Source organism: Thermomonas mangrovi (genome assembly GCF_028201335.1).
GTDB lineage: Bacteria > Pseudomonadota > Gammaproteobacteria > Xanthomonadales > Xanthomonadaceae > Thermomonas > Thermomonas mangrovi.
Genome location: NZ_JAPEVV010000003.1, coordinates 240,539 through 256,707 on the forward strand (window position 1 = coordinate 240,539; position 16,169 = coordinate 256,707).

Here is a 16,169-nt window from a genome sequence, read left to right on the forward strand (position 1 = left end):
CGCGAGCGGGGATGGCGGCAGGTTCCCGTGCGGCGGATGCGCGCTCACCCTCCCCGGCGTGCATCCGCCGTCTCTTGCCTGCAGGCATCGCTTCGCATGGACACCCGCCAGGTCATCGCCACGATCCCCGCGCTGCAGCTGATCGAAAGGCTGCGCACGAAGCATGGCGCGCTGCTCTTCCACCAGTCGGGCGGCTGCTGCGACGGCTCGTCGCCGATGTGCTATCCGGTCGGCGATTTCATCGTGGGCGACCGTGACGTGAAGTTGGGCGTGATCGGCGGTGCCGACTTCTACATCAGCGCCGCGCAATTCGACTACTGGAAACACACCCAGCTGATCATCGACGTGGTGCCCGGCCGCGGCGGGATGTTCTCGCTGGAGAACGGCGAGGGCGTGCGCTTCCTCGTGCGATCGAGGCTGTTCACCGATGCGGAGTTCGCATGCCTGCGCCAAGCGGGCCGCGCGTGAACCCGCTCACCGCGGCATCACGCCGCGCCGCCGATCCTGCGCCACCACCCACCAAGGTGCCCGTGCATGGCCCAGGATCTCTCCCGCGCCGGACCCGACGAATGGCGACAGGCGCTCGACGCCCTCGATGACGCCGGCGCCCGCATCCGCCGCGATGCCGGCCAGACGCCGATGCCGGAGCACGACGCCCTGCTCGCGCGGCTGACCCGCCGCCTGCGCACGCTCGGAGACGCGGACGTGGCCGCCCTGGCCGACGATTTCCGCGAGGCCTGCCTGCGGGTGCTGTGCTCCGCCGATCCCGCTGCGCCGCTGGCCGCGCTGGGCCTGGTCCAGGACACCTTGCGCCGCCTGCTGCAGCGCCACGCACTGGCCGGGATGCCGCGCGCCGCCTGAGCCGCAACGCCCCGAACCGCGGCTATCCTGCGCGGATGGACCACGCCCCCGACCTCGCATCCCCCGCCGCCTGGTGGCGCTGGGCCCGCCAATGGCGCAAGACCCGGCTGGTCGACGGCGTCGACCGCATCGCCGTGCTCGAGCACGTACACGAGGGCGGCGAGCTGGGGCCGCGCTACGCCTTCATGGTGGTGATGTCCTGCGGGATCGCCGCGCTCGGGCTGCTGCAGGACTCCGCCGCGGTGATCATCGGCGCGATGCTGATCTCGCCACTGATGGGGCCGATCATCAACCTCGGGATGGGCCTGGCGACGTTCGACCTGCGCACCGTGCGCGAATCGCTGCGCACGCTGGGCGCGGGGGTCGCGCTGGCCTTGGCGATCGCGATCCCGCTGGTCTGGCTGTCGCCGCTGCAGGAGGCGACCGGCGAGATCCTCGCGCGCACCCGCCCGACCTTCTTCGACCTGCTGGTCGCGGTGCTGTCCGGCCTCGCCGGCGCCTACGCCACCATCACCCGCAAGGGCGAGACCATCGTCGGCGTGGCGATCGCCACCGCGCTGATGCCGCCGCTTGCGGTGGTCGGCTTCGGCACCGCGGTGGGCAACTGGGACATCGCGCGCGGCGCCGCGTTCCTGTTCATGACCAACCTGCTGGCGATCGCGCTGTCGGTGACCATCGTCGCGCGCTGGTACGGTTTCGGCGGCGACGACACGCCCAAGCAGTCTGCCTGGCAGGCGCTGCTGATCGTCGGCACCTTCGTCCTGCTGTCGATTCCGCTGGGCCTGGCGCTCAAGCGGATCGCGCTGCAGTCGCAGACCGAACTGACCGTGCGCTCGACCCTGGACGCGGCCGCCGCCGGCGTCAACGGGCGGGTCTCGGCCTTGCGCGTGGACACGACCGGCGAGGGCGTCGGCGTGGACGCGGTGGTGCTGGTGCCCACGCACGCCGCCGGCCTCGAGGCGCGGCTGCAACGCACGCTGGGCGAGCGCCTCGGGCGCCCGGTCGCGGTGCGCGTGCGCGAGGTGCTGACGGCTGACGATGCGACCGTGGCGCGCCAGCAGGGCACCCTCGCCGAACTCAAGCGCAGCGTGCTGGCCCTGCAGGATGCCGAGAGCGTGCGCGCGCAGAAGCAGCAGGCGGCGCAGGCGCAGCAGGCGCGGGTCACCGCGGCCTTGTTGCCCTACCTCGGTCGGTTGCAGCGCGCGACCAGCGGACCCGGGTGGGAACTGTGGCTGGCGGCCGACGCGCGGGTGCCGCTGGCCCGGGCGCAGCGGATCGAGCGCGAGATCGACGGCGCGCGCCAGGAAGGCGACGACCCGCTGCGGGTGGTGCCGGCCCTGCAGGGCCTGCCGCCGATCGCGCTCGGTCCCGCGACCGACGACGCCATCGGCCCCGATCCCACGCAGCAGGCGGCGCTGGAAGCCCAGGGCTGGGCGCTGCAGCGCTGGCGGGCGATGCGCGTGGACGTCGTCCTCGCCGGCGTCGACGACGCCCGCGCGGATGCGTGGGAACAGGCGCTGCGCAGCGTCCTGTCGGCGCGCGGCATCGCCATCGGCGAAGTGGAACGCCGCCGCGGCGGCGAAGCCACGCTGCAGCTGGCCTTGCCCGCGTCCTGAGCCCGCTCAGCCGTCTGCGGCGGCCGGCGGTTCGGCCGCGCCCGCCGTGAGGTCGATGCCCGCCAGCGCCTCGCCGGGGGCCAGTGACAGTTCGACCAGGGCATCGGGCGGGCACGGTGCGCGGATGCAACGGATCCGGCTCGCATGGGCGAAGCGCAGGCCCGGGTCGTCCTTGGCCTGGGCCACGACCACGTAGCGACCGGGCGCCAGCGCGAGGCGGTACGCGGTCGCGCCCGGCGCGGTGTCGATGCAACGCGGCTTGCCGCCATCCAGCGGATGCGCGCAGACCCGGAGCGCGGGCGGGGCGCGGTTGCCGTCATGGATCGCGCCCGCGATCGACGCGCCATCGGCGGCAGGCGCGGCATCGGCCGGCGCGGCGGGGGTGGCGGCGCGCTCGGTGGCGGGAGGAGGCGCTGCGGCAGGGAGGGCCCCGGCGGCATTGCCGCCCGGTATCGTCGGCGGGGCGGGGGCGGGCGAACACGCCGCCAGTGGCAGGCTGGCCAGCAGCAGGGCACTCAGGGCATGGGGTCGCATGTCGGCCTCCGGGGATGGTCATCGGCGACAATAGCGCTTTCCCCAGCCCGCCAGCCGCCATGTCCACCCACGCCATCTCGCTGACCCGCTTCCTGATCGAGGAACAACGCGCCGGACGCATCAACCCCGACCTGCGGCTGCTGGTCGAGGTGGTCGCGCGCGCCTGCAAGTCGATCTCCATCGCGGTCGGCAAGGGCGCGCTGGGCGGCGTGCTCGGCGACGCGCTCAGCGCCGGCGAAGCCAGCATCAACGTGCAGGGCGAGGCGCAGAAGAAACTGGACGTGCTGAGCAACGAGATCCTGCTCGAAGCCAACGCCTGGGGCGGGCACCTGGCCGGGCTGGCCTCGGAGGAAATGGACACCTCGCACCCGATCCCCGACGTCTACCCGCGCGGCAACTACCTGCTGCTGTTCGATCCGCTGGACGGCTCGTCGAACATCGACGTCAACATCTCGGTGGGCACCATCTTCTCGGTGCTGCGCTGCCCGGACGGCGTCACCCATCCGGGCGACGAGCACTTCCTGCAGCCGGGCACCGCGCAGGTCGCCGCCGGCTACTGCACCTACGGACCCAGCACCATGCTGGTGCTGACCGTCGGCCACGGCACCCATGCCTTCACCCTGGACCGCGAGATCGGCAGCTTCGTGCTGACCACGCGCGGGATGCGGATCCCGGAGGAAACGAAGGAATTCGCGGTCAACATGTCGAACCAGCGCTTCTGGGAGCCGCCGATGCAGGCCTACGTCGGCGACCTGCTGGCCGGCAGGGAAGGTCCGCGCGGCAAGGACTTCAACATGCGCTGGGTGGCCAGCATGGTGGCCGACGTGCATCGCATCCTGACCCGCGGCGGCATCTTCAGCTATCCGCTGGACAGCAAATGCGCGCCCAAGGGCGGCAAGCTGCGGCTGATGTACGAGGCCAACCCGATGAGCTTCCTGGTCGAGCAGGCCGGCGGTGCCGCCAGCACCGGCCGCCAGCGCATGCTGGAAGTGCAGCCGACCGGCCTGCACATGCGGGTGCCGGTGTTCCTGGGCTCGAAGGCCGAAGTCGAGGCCGCGGTCCGCTACCACCACGCACACGACGCGGGCTGACCCGCCTCAGGGATTGCCGGGCGCCTGGTTGAGGGTCAGCCAGTACAGCCCGATCTGGCGCACCGCATCGACGAAGCGCTCGAACTCCACCGGCTTCTGGATGTAGCTGTTGGCGCCGAGTTCGTAGACGGCGTCGACATCGAAGGGCTCGGCGCTGGTGGTCAGCACCACCACCGGCAGGCTGCGGGTGGCGGGGTCGCTGCGGATCGCCTGCAGCACCTCGCGGCCATTGAGCTTGGGCAGGTTGAGGTCCAGCAGCACCACCGCCGGCAGGTCCGTCGCGGCGCGTCCCGCGTGCGCGCCGCGGGCGAACAGGTAATCCAGCGCCTCGGCGCCATCGCTGACCACGGTGAGCCGGTGTGCGCTCCCCGCCTCGGCGAACGCGATGCGGGTCAGCTCGACGTCGTCCGGGTTGTCCTCGATCAGCAGGATGTCCCTGTTGCCATTCATGCCTTCGCGTCCTTCCTCGTCATTGCAGATCGCGCAGCACCACGTGGAACGTGGCGCCTTCGCCCGGGCGTGCCTCGGCCTCGATCCCGCCGCGGTGGCGCACCGCCACCCGCTGCGCGATCGCCAACCCGAGCCCGTCGCCGGCCCCCTCGTCGCGCCCGTGCAGGCGCTGGAACGGCTGGAACAGTTTCCCTGCATGGGCCATGTCGAAACCGATACCGTGGTCACGGACGCGCAGGCGCAGGGTGTCGCCCTCGCGCTCGCCGCCGACCTCGACCCGGGCCGGGCCGTCGCCCGCGAATTGGCGTGCATTGCGCAGCACCTGCTGCAACAGGGTCTTGAGCAGGCGCTCGTCGCCGGTGACGCCGAGCCCGTCCTGCACCTCGAGCTGCAACGGCGGCTCGGGCTGCGCATCCTGCAGCTCGGCGGCCACCCACTCGGCGAGCAGGCCCAGGTCGACCGGCCCCGGCCGCAGCGGCAGGCCGTCGATGCGCATCAGCTCCACCAGCCCGTCGATCAACCCACCCATGCGCGCCGCGGCCTGGCGGATCCGCTCGAGCTGGGCCTGGGCCTCGGGCGCGGCGGGATCGCGCGCCACCTGCCGGGCGAAGCCCTCGATCGCCCGCAATGGCGCACGCAGGTCGTGCGACATGCCACGTGCAAGGGCTTCCAGGCGCGCATGCACGGCCTGCAGCTCCACGGCGGCGTGGTCCGGTGCGGCGTCGGTGGCTGCTGCGCTTGCGCCCGCTTCGGTGGCGCCGGGCGACGATGGCTGCATCCGCGCAGTCTACCGGTGGCAAATGTAAAGCCCGCGTGCATGCGCGGCGTGGCGGTCGCGCCGCCGGGATTTGCCACAATGCCCGCATGCTCGCCGCCTATCCCCTGCTGTGGTCGCAGATCGCGTTCGGCCTGATCCTGGCCGGCGCGCTGTACCTGTTCATCACCGAGAAGCTGCGGGTCGACGTGACCGCCATGCTGATCCTGCTGGCGCTGGTGCTGACCGGCGTGCTCGACAGCAAGCAGGCGCTGTCCGGGTTCGCCAGCGAGCCCGCCATCATCGTCGCCGCGGTGTTCGTGATCTCCGGCGCGTTGGCGGCCACCGGGGTGAGCGAGCACATCGGCGCCTGGATCGGTCGCGCCGGCGGCCGTCACGAGTGGCGCACGATCGCGGTGGTGATGCCGGTGGTGGCGTTGCTCGCCGCCTTCACCCACCACGTGATGGTCACCGCGATGATGCTGCCGCTGCTGCTGCGGCACGCGCGCGATCGCCACATGCCGGCCTCGCGGCTGCTGATGCCGATGTCGCTGGCAGCTTCGCTCGGCACCACCCTGACCCTGGTCAGCGCGCCAGCGTTCCTGCTCGCCAACGACCAGCTGCAGCGCGCCGGCGCCGAAGGGCTGGGGATCTTCTCGATCACCCCGATCGGCATCGCATTGGTGCTGGTCGGCACCGCCTACATGCTCGCCACCCGCTGGCTGTTGCCCAAGCGCAGCGGCGAGGGCGGCGACGACGACTACCTGCGCCTCGGGCGCTTCCGCACCGAGCTGCTGGTGGTGCCGGGCGGGCAGTGGGCCACCCGCAGCCTGACCGACATGCAGAAGGCCATCGGCAAGTCGGTGCAGGTGCTGGGCTGGTTGCGCGACGGCGCCTCGCGCACCGACCTGACCGCCGGCAGCGCCCTGCTCGGGGGCGACATCCTGCTGATCGAAGCCGGCGCCGACGAGCTGATGTCGCTGCACGACGACCCCGGCCTGGACCTCAACGCGATCGTCCGCTACGGCGACACCCTGTCCGGGGACGGCACGCCGCAGCTGGTGCAGACGGTGGTCGCGCCGGGCTCGGAGTTCATCGGCCGCAGCATCCGCGAGCTGGATTTCTCGCGCCAGTTCCACGCGGTGGTGGTCGGCCTGTGGCGGCACGCCGGGCAGGTCGCCGAGCGCCTGTCGGACGCGCGCCTGCGCGAAGGCGACCTGCTGGTGCTGTGGGGCCGGCCCTCGCGCTTCGCCGAACTCGCCACCCACCACGGGTTCCTGCTGCTGGCGCCCTTCGCCGGCGAGGCCAAGCGCCGGCTGCGCGCGCCGCTGGCGCTGGCGATCCTCGGCGCCACCATCCTCGCCGCGGCCACCGAATGGCTGCCCGCGCCGCTGGCCTTCCTGCTGGGCGCGGTGGCGATGGTCGCCACCCGCTGCATCGACATCCAGCAGGCCTACCGCGAGATCGACGTGCGCATCTTCGTGATGATCGCCGGGGTGATCCCGCTCGGCATCGCGATGGAACAGACCGGCACCGCCGACCTGCTGGCCACGCACCTGTCGGGGGTGGTCGCGCACTGGCCGCCGCTGGCGGTGCTGCTGGTGATGTTCACCGTCGCCGCGCTGCTCACCCAGGTGATGTCCGATGCCGCCACCACCGCGCTGCTGGGACCGATCGCGATCGCGCTGGCGCAGGTGCTGGACCAGCCACCGACGCCGTACGTGGTGTGCACCGCGCTGGGCGCGGTGGTCGCGTTCCTGACCCCGATCGGCCACCACGGCAACCTGCTGATCCTCGGCCCCGGCCAGTACCGGTTCAGCGATTTCACCCGCATCGGCCTGCCGCTGACCGTGCTGATCGGCCTGGTCAGTGCGTGGATGGCGCGCTGGCTGTGGCTGGGCGGCCCGATGCTGCCGCATTTCGGATGAGGCCCGACCCATGACCCAGCTGGTGACCCCGCGCACCCACGACCTCGGCGGCGGCTTCGAAGTGCGCCGCGCCGTGCCCACCCTGCAGGCGCGCAGCGTCGGCCCGTTCGTGTTCGTCGACCACATGGGGCCGGCGCTGTTCGAGCCCGGCCTCGGCATCGACGTGCGCCCGCATCCGCACATCGGGCTGGCCACCGTGACCTACCTGTGGGCCGGCGCGATTCGCCATCGCGACACCCTGGGCAGCCTGCAGGACATCCTGCCCGGCGACGTGAACTGGATGACCGCCGGCCGCGGCATCGCCCATTCCGAACGCACCCCGCCCGACCCCCGCGCCGACGGGCATGCGCTGCACGGGATGCAGACCTGGGTGGCGCTGCCGCGCAGCCACGAGGAGACTGCGCCGTCCTTCCACCACCACCCCGCGGCCACCCTTCCGGAACGCCGGCATGCCGGCGCGCACCTGCGGGTGGTGGCCGGGCGCGGCTTCGGGATGGAATCGCCGGTGCGGGTGTTCGCCGATACCTTCAACGCCGCGCTGGACCTGCTGCCCGATGCCGAACTGGCGATCGATCCCGAGGCGCCGGAACGCGCGCTCTACGTGCTGGAGGGCGAGGCCCAGCTCGACGGGACCGACCTCCCCGCCAAGCACCTGGTCCTGCTCGACCGCGGCGCGCGCCACGTGCTGCGGGCGAAGACCCCGCTCAAGGCGATGCTGTTCGGTGGCGAGCCGCTGGATGCGCCGCGGCATATGTGGTGGAACTTCGTGTCGTCGTCGCAGGAGCGGATCGAACAAGCCAAGCGCGACTGGGAGGCCGGCGCGTTCGGGCTGATTCCCGGCGACGACGTCGAGCGGATCCCGCTGCCCGCGCGTTGAGTTTCCGGGCCGGGCGGGACGGGCCGGCATGCACCGAGCAGGCCATGGATGGCCTGCGTCCGCGAATCGAAGCCGGATGCGGAGCCTGAGCGGCGGGCCATGCCGGCCCGCCCCGCCCGGCGCTGCGACGATTCAGAACAGCTCGCCCTGCGGCGTCGGGATGCGCGGCGGCAGGAACATATCCGTGCGCAACGCCGGCAGGCCTTCGAAGCCCAGCCGCTTGCGGGTCTTGGCGAAACGCATCGCCACCAGGTCGGCGAACGGGCCTTCGCCGCGCTGGCGGGTCCCGAACCGGCTGTCGTAGTCCTTGCCGCCGCGCATCTGCCGGACCAGGCTCATCACGTGGGCCGCGCGCGCCGGCACGTGCAGCTGCAGCCATTCGCGCCAGATGTCCTTGAGCTCGTACGGCAGCCGCAGCATCACGTAACCGGCCGTCTGCGCACCCGCGTCCCGCGCCGCTTCCAGGATGCGCTCGAGGTCGGCGTCGGTGACCATCGGGATCACCGGCGCCACCAGCACCCCGACGGGCACGCCCGCCTCGCGTAGCGCGGCGATCATCTTCAGGCGGGTGTGCGGGGCCGCCGCGCGCGGTTCCAGTTTCGACGACAAGGCGTTGTCGAGGCTGGTCACCGACACGAACACGCTGGCCAGGCCCTGGCGGGCGAGGGCCGCCAGCAGGTCGAGGTCGCGGGTGATCGCGCTGCCCTTGGTGACGATGGACACCGGATGCCGCGCCTCCAGCAGCACCTCGAGGCAGGCGCGGCTGATCCCGCGTTCGCGCTCGATCGGCTGCCAGCCGTCGGTGTTGATGCCCAGTGCGATCGGGGCGGGGACGTAGCCCGGCTTGGCCAGCTCGGTGCGCAGCAAGTCCGCCGCATTCGTTTTGGCGAACAGGCGGGTCTCGAAATCCAGCCCGGGCGAGAGGTCGAGGTAGGCGTGCGAGGGCCGCGCGAAGCAGTAGACGCAGCCGTGCTCGCAGCCGCGGTACGGGTTCACCGACTGCGAGAACGCGATGTCCGGCGAGCGGTTGCGGCTGATGATGCTGCGCGCGCGTTCCTCGGCGACCGTCGTCGCCGGCTTCGGCACGCCTTCGAGGTCGGCGTAGACCGATCCCCAGCCGTCGTCCTCGCCCCGCAACTCGCGCCGCTCGAAACGGCCGGCCACCCGCGACGCCGCCCCGCGCCCGCGGATCGGCGCGGTGGCCTGGCGGGCGTCCTCGTCACGCGACATTTCCATTCGCGCACCCTACCCTGTGGCGGTCGCAACGGCCGCGACGACGGAGCCCCGATGATCGACCTGGTGCACCAGGCCTGGGACGCCCTGTGGGCGATCCCGCACATCCGCCTGTACCTGTCGCTGGGCTGGATCGCCTACCTGGTCGGGCTGGGCGTGTGGATCGTGCTGCAGAAGCGCGAGCCGGTGGCCACGCTCAGCTGGCTGCTGGGGCTGGCCGCGCTGCCCTATGTCGGCCTGGTGGTCTACCAGCTGTTCGGCCCGCTGCGGATCCGGCGCCACCGGCTGCGCCGCGCGCGTGCGCGGGTGCAGGCGGGGGAGGTGCCGACGCTGGACGACCCCGATGCCCGCGAGCTGGCACGGCTGGGCAAGGCCACCACCGGCCTGCCGCCGAGCACCGCGCGCCGCATCGACCTGCTGGTGGATGGAGCGGCGACCTACGAAGCCCTGCTGGAGGCGGTGCGCGGCGCCCGCGACCATGTCCACCTCGAGTACTACATCTACCACCCGGACCAGAGCGGCACCGCCTTGCGCGATGCCCTGGTCGAGCGCGCCCGCGCCGGGGTGAAGGTGCGCCTGCTGCTGGACGCGGTCGGCAGCAGCAAGGCGCCGCAGCGCTTCTTCGCCCCGCTGCTGGAGGCCGGCGGCGAACTCGCGTGGTTCCACCCGATCCGCTTCGGGCGCGTGTGGGAACGCTCGTGGATGAACCTGCGCACGCACCGCAAGATCGTGGTGGTGGATGGCCGGGTCGGCTTCGCCGGCGGCATCAACATCACCGACGAGGAGAACGACCGGCTGCGCGCCGATGCCTATCGCGACCTGCACCTGCGCCTCGAGGGTGAGGTCGTCGCCATCCTGCAGCTGGTGTTCGTCGAGGATTGGGCCTACGCCACCGACGACCGCAGCGTGCTGGCCAGCCTGCCGCGCAGCGAGATCGCGGCCAGCGAGGACCCGATCCACGCGCAGGTGCTCACCTCCGGCCCGGATTCGGATTGGGAAGCGATCCACCGGTTGCATGTCGCCGCGATCCACGCGGCGCGCCATCGGGTCTGGCTGGTCACGCCCTACTTCGTGCCCGGCGAGGCGGCGATGATGGCGCTGACGTCCGCCGCCTTCGGCGGGCTCGACGTGCGCCTGCTGGTGCCGCGCCAGAGCGACAGCCGGCTGGTGACGCTGGCCGCGCGCTCCTATTTCGACACCCTGTTGGCGGCGGGGGTCAAGGTCTACGAATACGGCCCGCGCATGCTGCACACCAAGGCCCTGCTGGTCGACGACGACCTCGCGATGGTCGGCAGCGCCAACTTCGACCACCGCAGTTTCCGCCTCAACTTCGAGGTGAGCGTGCTCTTGCGCGATGCGGGGCTTGCGACCGCGCTGGCCAAACTCATCGAGGGCGAATTCGCCAACGCCCCGCGGGTACGGGTGGACCGGGCGCGCCCGCTATGGCGCGCGCGCCTGCCCGAGGCCTTCGCCCGCCTGCTCTCGCCCCTGCTCTGAGCGCTGCGCAGGCGCGGCGGCGCGGCGTACACTGCGCGCTTCTCCCTGCCGGAACCCGCGCATGCACTGGCTGTTCCTCCTGCTCGGCTTCGCTGCATTGGCGTTCGCGGTCAAGACCACGTCGAGCATCCTGATGGTGCTTGGCATGCTGGCTGCACTCGGCCTCTGGATCCTATGGCTCGCCGGCCTGTACTCGGCGCGGATGGCGGGCGGCAGCCGGGACCCGTCGAGCATGATCGATCCCGCCGAACTCCGCCGCCTGCGCGAGCAGGCCGAAGCGCGCAAGGCGGCCGCCCGCGACACCGAACCGCCCGCGCCTTGAGCACCGCGCTCAGCGTCAACCTCAACAAGATCGCGGTCCTGCGCAACTCGCGCGGCGGCGACGAGCCCGATGTCGTGCGCGCCGGAACCGCCTGCCTCGACGCCGGTGCCCATGGCCTGACCGTGCATCCGCGCCCCGATGCGCGCCACATCCGGGCCGACGACGTGCTGGCGCTCGCCTCGCTCTGCCGCGCGCGCGGCGTCGAATACAACATCGAGGGCAACCCGTTCGCCCCGCCCCGCCCCGGCTATCCCGGCCTGCTGGCGTTGTGCGAAGCCGCCCGGCCCGCGCAGGTCACCTTCGTCCCCGATGGCGACGGCCAGTTGACCTCGGACCACGGCTTCGATTTCGCGCGTGATGCCGCCGGCCTGCGTCCGCTGGTCGCCGCGTACAAGGCGCTCGGCGCGCGGGTCAGCCTGTTCGTGGATGTCGGCGATCCCGCCGTGGCACGCGCCGCCGATTGCGGCGCCGATCGGGTCGAGCTCTACACCGGCCCCTATGCCGAGGCCTTCGCCGCCGGCGATGCCCGGGCCGCACTGGCAGCCGCCGCGGACACGGCGCGCCGCGCGCAGGCCGCCGGCGTGGCGGTGAATGCCGGCCATGACCTGAGCCAGGCCAACCTCGCCACCTTCCTGGCCCATGTCCCCGACGTGCGCGAGGTCTCGATCGGCCACGCGCTGATCGGCGAATCCCTGTATGCCGGCCTCGACGCGACGGTCCGTGCGTACCGCCGCATCGTGGACGGGACCTGCGCTACCGCCTGATCGCGATCTCGCGGTATCCGGCGGCGCGCGCCGCGGCCAGCGCCAGCGCGAAGACGCGGTACTCGGCGGCCTCGCTGCTGTGCAACGAGACGGTGGCGGTCAGCGCCTGGGAATGCTGGGCGCGCAGCTCGGCGGGCAGCACCGCGAGCTCCAGGCGCACCCCGTCGAGCATGACGCCGCCGTCGGCCAGCACGTCGAGCCGCACCGGCTCGGGCCTCGGCGTCGGCGGTTGCGGTGGCCCGACCTGCGGGATATCGAGCGCCAGCACCTCGCTGCGGATCGGCATGGTGACCATGAAGATCACCAGCAGGACCAGCATCACGTCGACGAGGGGGGTGATGTTGATGCCGGCGATCGCGGCCGGCACGGCACGCGGCGACGGGAATGCGGAAGCGGCCATCGTGAACCTCCTTCCAGGGGCGGGATGCCCGCCTCCACGCTGCGCCCGTCCGCTTGGCGCGTCAAGCGCGCAAGAAAAAAGCGCCGCCCGTTGCGGGGCGGCGCCGTCATCCACGACGTGCTCCGGAAGCCGGAGCCTATGAAAGTCTGGTTCAGTTCTGGACGAAACCGATCTTCACCATCTGCGCGTTCTTGGCGGCGGCCAAGACCTTGGCCAGCACGCCGTACTCGGCATTGTCGTTGGTGTCGATCTGCAGCTCGGGCTGGTTGGTCGGATCGCGCTCGACTTCGGTTTCCATCATCTTCTGCAGCGCAGAAACCGGGGTCGGGCTGTCGTTCCAGAACACCTGGCCGGAGCCGTCGATGCGCAGGCTGATCGGTTCCGGCGGCTCCTTCGGATTCTCCGGCGGCTTGTCCGTCTTCTGCGGCAGGTCGACATCGACCGGCACCGACTGGATCGGCATGGTCACCATGAAGATGATCAGCAGCACCAGCATCACGTCGACCAGCGGCGTGACGTTGATGTCGGCCATCGCACCGCCGCCGGAATTGCTCGAAAACGCCATGGCGGATCCTCCTTACTGGCCTTTCTTCGGCGGGGTGGTGATGAAGCCGACCTTGGCGATGCCCTGCTGCTGGGCGACCTTCACGATGTCGCTCACCATCCGGTACGGCGTGGTCTTGTCGCCACGGATCTGCACCGGCGGCTGCGGCACCTTCTGCGCCTCGACCGACAGGCGGCTTTCGATCGCCTGCTTGGTGGTCGGCTCGTCGTTGAGGAAGAGCGCGCCCGCTTCGGTCACCGAGATGGTGATCGGCGGGATCTTCTGCCTCTCATCGTCCTTCTTCTCGACGACCACCTCGGGCAGCTTCACCTTGACCTTATGGTTCATCAGCGGGGTGGTGATCATGAAGATGATCAGCAGCACCAACATCACGTCCACGAGGGGCGTGACGTTGATCTCGGCCATCGGGCCGCCGCTGTCGTTACCGGAACTGAAGGCCATGGGGTTGCTCCGTCAGACGAGTCGTTCGATCAGCGCTTGCCGGCCACTTCGCCGACGCGAGCGCCGGTGGCGAAGAAGTCGTGCAGGTCGTGCGCGAAGGTGTCGAACTGGTTGTTGGTGACGCGGTTCAGGCGGACGAAGAAGTTGTACGCGAGCACCGCCGGGATGGCCACGAACAGGCCGATCGCGGTCATAATCAGCGCCTCGCCCACCGGGCCGGCCACCGCGGAGATCGAGGCGTCGCCCGACGAACCGATCTTGATCAGCGCGTGGTAGATGCCCCACACGGTGCCGAGCAGGCCGACGAACGGCGCGGTCGAACCGGTGGTCGCCAGCACGGTCAGGCCGTTCTCCAGGCGCGAGGACTCGCGGGTCACGGCCTGGCGCAGGGCGCGGTCGACGAACTCCGAGCGGTTCAGCGACTCGGCCAGGCGCGAACCGTCATGGCGCTGGTGGTGCGCGGCGGCCTGGGCGGCATCGAGCGCGATCTTCGAGAACGGCTCGGAGGCCGGCTGCTCTTCCATGAAGCGGATCGCATCCTGCGCGTTCGGGGTTTCCCAGAACGTGCCGACGACCTTGTCGGCGCGGCCGCGCAGGCGGCTGTTCTTGATGAAGTTGATGATGATCCAGTACCAGGACATCACCGACATGATCGACAGGGTGATGAACACGGCCCAGCCGACCACGTCGAAGTTCTGGATCAGATGGTCGAAGCCCATCTGCTGCAGCGCGGCGGCGTTGTTGCCTCCGGCGGCGGCAGGTGCGGCAGCAGTCGTTTCTTGCAACATACGCTTACCTTTGGATGTCGTGGATGGGGTTTACAAAGGAACTACGGGTACGGCGGGAGCGGGTGGAACGCAGGATCGACGTTACATCTTGAATTCGACCGGGACGCGCACGCGGCTGGCCACCTTCTGGCCATTGCGGACTTCCGGGTTGAAACGCCAGCGACGGGCGGCCTGAACCGCGGCGCGGTCGAGGTTGCGGTTGCCGCTCGACTTCTCCACTTCGACGTCGAGCACGCCACCACTGGCGTCGATGCTGACGACCAGCACCGTTGTGCCCTGGATGCCACGGCGCTGCTCTTCCGGCGGATACTTCGGCGGATTCATGGCGCGCGAAGACGGATCCACGCCGGAACTCATGTCAGAGACCGCGGCAGGCGGTGCCGGCGGCGACGGTGGCGGCGCCTGCACGTCGACCGCACGTGGGGTGTCGAGCACCACCGGCGGATCTTCCGGCGGCGGCAACACGGGCGCCTTGGTCGGCGGCGCCAGGGTCTTGATCGGCGGCGGCGGCTTGTCCGTCGGCGGCGGCGGCGGCGGGGGCGGCGGCGGCGGCGGCGGCGGCTCGATGAAGGTGACGTTCACCACGTCCTCCTCATCGGCATCCTGCGCCGGCGGCGAAATCGGCGCCAGCAGCAGCAGCAGGGCCGCGGCATGCAGGGCAAGGGCAAAACTGATGCCGGCGATGCGCGGCCAGCTCAAACCGCCTTCGCGGTTGTCGTTGTTCTCGGGGTTGGCGAGATCTTGCGTCATGCGCACGGCTCTGGTGAGGGTGGCCCCTGGCGCCTCGCGCCGGGACATCATCCTGCGACCGGGCGGGCGCAGGAACCACGTAGTCTATACAATCCCCTGCGACTCTTCCAACTAGTCTTCCCGGAAACCCGGTCGCGCGGGCCTTTTCGCGAACCGGGTCTCAACGCGCGAGGATCGCCTTCGCTTCCTCAGGCTTCTTGATCCCCTTGTCGATCGCCTTCTGCGCGGCGGCCTTCGCGTCGCTCTTCTTGCCGGCGTATTCCAGCACCTTGGCCAGGTTGAGGTAGGCCTCGCCGTCGGCCGCCATCGGCGCTGCCTTGCCGTACAGCACGATCGCCTGCGGGATCTTGTCGTCCACGTAGGCGTTCTGGGCCAGCACCATGTAGTCCTTGGCCAGCTCCGGCCCCGCCTGCAGGATGCCCTTCGCCGCGCCGTCGTCCATGACCTTCTGCGCCTCATCCCAGCGCGAGGCGTTCATGTAGCCCACGTACAGGGCGCGCAGCTCGCGCGGCTCTGTCAGCATGCCGCGCTTGTAGGCGTCCTCCAGCAGGACGTTGCCTTCTGCGAACTTGTCGGCGTTCTGCAGCGCGGCAACGGCATTCATCAGCAGGCGCTTGTCGGCGGGGTTGTCGGCGACGAGTTTCTTGTAAGCCGTCGCCGCCTCGTCATGGCGCCCCATGTTGGCGAGGATGCCGGCGCGGAACGCCGCGTGCTCAGGCTTGGTCGACTTGGTCTCAGCCAGAAAGCGATCCATGGTGGCAAGCGCGTCGGCGTACTTCTCTTCGCCGAACTGGATCACCGCCAGGTTGTACATGGTGGAGAAGTGGCTGTTGTTGTCGAGGCCGTTGGCTTCCACCGACTTGGCGAAGTAGCCGGCGGCAGCCGCCTGGTCGTCCTTGTCGGCCGCGGCGTTGCCGGCGAGCGAGTAGGCGAAGGACTTCTCGTACGCGCCGGCCGACGGCATCGCGACGATCGCCTCGGCCTTGGCGATGACCTTGTCGTTCTCCTGCTTCTCGAACAGCTCCTGCATCTCCTGCAGTTGCTTGACGATCTTCGGGTTCGCCTTGGCCTCGGGCTGCACACGGGTCGCGTTCGGGTACAGCGCCGCAGCTTCCTCGGTCTTCTGCTCGGCATCCTTGGTCTTGCCAAGTTCCGCCATCCGCTTCGCGCGCTGCTCGCGCATGCTGGTGGTGCCGGACTGCTGTTGGGCATTGGCCGACGGCGCGAGGACCATCAACCCGAGCGCACCGCAGAGCGCCGCGACGAGGGGACGACGGATCGACTTGTTCATGCAACAC

At 70.7% G+C, this 16,169-nt stretch carries 19 protein-coding genes; 9 read left to right on the top strand and 10 right to left on the bottom strand.

All coding sequences use genetic code 11. From position 1 onward, the window contains the following. Positions 1-96: 96 nt before the first annotated feature. The 3 genes from ON759_RS07640 to ON759_RS07650 all read left to right on the top strand — a co-directional run bounded on the left by ON759_RS07640 (position 97) and on the right by ON759_RS07650 (position 2,477). Positions 97-468, top strand: coding sequence for a DUF779 domain-containing protein (locus ON759_RS07640; protein ID WP_271679770.1), 372 nt, complete (start codon positions 97-99; stop codon positions 466-468). 66 nt (positions 469-534) lie between these two features. Beyond that, complete coding sequence (locus ON759_RS07645) at positions 535-861, top strand: hypothetical protein (protein ID WP_271679771.1); 327 nt, start codon at positions 535-537, stop codon at positions 859-861. 35 nt (positions 862-896) lie between these two features. After that, positions 897-2,477, top strand: coding sequence for a DUF389 domain-containing protein (locus tag ON759_RS07650; RefSeq protein ID WP_271679772.1), 1,581 nt, complete (start codon positions 897-899; stop codon positions 2,475-2,477). A gap of 6 nt (positions 2,478-2,483) precedes the next feature. Here the strand turns inward: ON759_RS07650 and ON759_RS07655 are convergent, their stop codons facing one another. Next, positions 2,484-3,011: a hypothetical protein gene (locus tag ON759_RS07655; protein WP_271679773.1), complete on the bottom strand. Its 528-nt coding sequence runs from the start codon at positions 3,009-3,011 to the stop codon at positions 2,484-2,486. A 59-nt stretch (positions 3,012-3,070) separates the two neighbouring features. Between ON759_RS07655 and ON759_RS07660 the strand changes: the two genes are divergently transcribed. Next, entirely contained in the window at positions 3,071-4,102 is a 1,032-nt protein-coding gene (locus tag ON759_RS07660) for a class 1 fructose-bisphosphatase (RefSeq protein ID WP_271679774.1), read from the top strand. A 6-nt stretch (positions 4,103-4,108) separates the two neighbouring features. Here ON759_RS07660 and ON759_RS07665 read toward each other — a convergent pair whose 3' ends face one another. Then, positions 4,109-4,552: a response regulator gene (locus ON759_RS07665; RefSeq protein WP_271679775.1), complete on the bottom strand. Its 444-nt coding sequence runs from the start codon at positions 4,550-4,552 to the stop codon at positions 4,109-4,111. A gap of 19 nt (positions 4,553-4,571) precedes the next feature. Beyond that, complete coding sequence (locus tag ON759_RS07670; protein ID WP_271679776.1) at positions 4,572-5,330, bottom strand: sensor histidine kinase; 759 nt, start codon at positions 5,328-5,330, stop codon at positions 4,572-4,574. Between the two features lie 86 nt (positions 5,331-5,416). Between ON759_RS07670 and ON759_RS07675 the strand changes: the two genes are divergently transcribed. Both ON759_RS07675 and ON759_RS07680 read left to right on the top strand, forming a co-directional pair. Then, entirely contained in the window at positions 5,417-7,234 is a 1,818-nt protein-coding gene (locus tag ON759_RS07675; protein WP_271679777.1) for an SLC13 family permease, read from the top strand. Between the two features lie 10 nt (positions 7,235-7,244). Then, entirely contained in the window at positions 7,245-8,111 is an 867-nt protein-coding gene (locus ON759_RS07680) for a pirin family protein (RefSeq protein ID WP_271679778.1), read from the top strand. A gap of 132 nt (positions 8,112-8,243) precedes the next feature. Here ON759_RS07680 and ON759_RS07685 read toward each other — a convergent pair whose 3' ends face one another. Further along, the gene (locus ON759_RS07685; protein WP_271679779.1) at positions 8,244-9,347 is read right to left on the bottom strand and encodes a PA0069 family radical SAM protein; all 1,104 of its coding nucleotides are present in this window, start codon (positions 9,345-9,347) and stop codon (positions 8,244-8,246) included. Positions 9,348-9,398: 51 nt separating this feature from the next. Between ON759_RS07685 and cls the strand changes: the two genes are divergently transcribed. The 3 genes from cls (at position 9,399) to ON759_RS07700 (ending at position 11,927) form a co-directional block, all read left to right on the top strand. After that, the gene (gene cls / locus ON759_RS07690) at positions 9,399-10,841 is read left to right on the top strand and encodes a cardiolipin synthase (RefSeq protein WP_271679780.1); all 1,443 of its coding nucleotides are present in this window, start codon (positions 9,399-9,401) and stop codon (positions 10,839-10,841) included. 61 nt (positions 10,842-10,902) lie between these two features. Next, a complete protein-coding gene (locus ON759_RS07695; RefSeq protein WP_271679781.1) occupies positions 10,903-11,163 on the top strand; it encodes a hypothetical protein in 261 nt (86 codons plus the stop codon). Continuing rightward, entirely contained in the window at positions 11,160-11,927 is a 768-nt protein-coding gene (locus ON759_RS07700) for a pyridoxine 5'-phosphate synthase (RefSeq protein ID WP_271679782.1), read from the top strand. Before ON759_RS07695 ends, ON759_RS07700 begins: the two co-directional genes overlap by 4 nt. Here the strand turns inward: ON759_RS07700 and ON759_RS07705 are convergent. The 6 genes from ON759_RS07705 to ON759_RS07730 form a co-directional block, all read right to left on the bottom strand. Beyond that, positions 11,917-12,327, bottom strand: a complete 411-nt coding sequence (locus tag ON759_RS07705; RefSeq protein ID WP_271679783.1) for an ExbD/TolR family protein — start codon at positions 12,325-12,327, stop codon at positions 11,917-11,919. The two genes, ON759_RS07700 and ON759_RS07705, sit on opposite strands and share 11 nt — an antisense overlap. Before the next feature lie 151 nt (positions 12,328-12,478). Next, on the bottom strand, positions 12,479-12,892 hold the full coding sequence (locus tag ON759_RS07710) for an ExbD/TolR family protein (RefSeq protein ID WP_271679784.1): 414 nt from the start codon (positions 12,890-12,892) through the stop codon (positions 12,479-12,481). A gap of 12 nt (positions 12,893-12,904) precedes the next feature. Beyond that, positions 12,905-13,333, bottom strand: coding sequence for an ExbD/TolR family protein (locus ON759_RS07715; protein WP_271679785.1), 429 nt, complete (start codon positions 13,331-13,333; stop codon positions 12,905-12,907). A gap of 29 nt (positions 13,334-13,362) precedes the next feature. Then, entirely contained in the window at positions 13,363-14,121 is a 759-nt protein-coding gene (locus ON759_RS07720; RefSeq protein WP_271679786.1) for a MotA/TolQ/ExbB proton channel family protein, read from the bottom strand. Between the two features lie 81 nt (positions 14,122-14,202). Next, the gene (locus tag ON759_RS07725; protein WP_271679787.1) at positions 14,203-14,871 is read right to left on the bottom strand and encodes an energy transducer TonB; all 669 of its coding nucleotides are present in this window, start codon (positions 14,869-14,871) and stop codon (positions 14,203-14,205) included. 160 nt (positions 14,872-15,031) lie between these two features. After that, a complete protein-coding gene (locus ON759_RS07730; RefSeq protein WP_271679788.1) occupies positions 15,032-16,162 on the bottom strand; it encodes a tetratricopeptide repeat protein in 1,131 nt (376 codons plus the stop codon). Positions 16,163-16,169 lie beyond the last annotated feature (7 nt).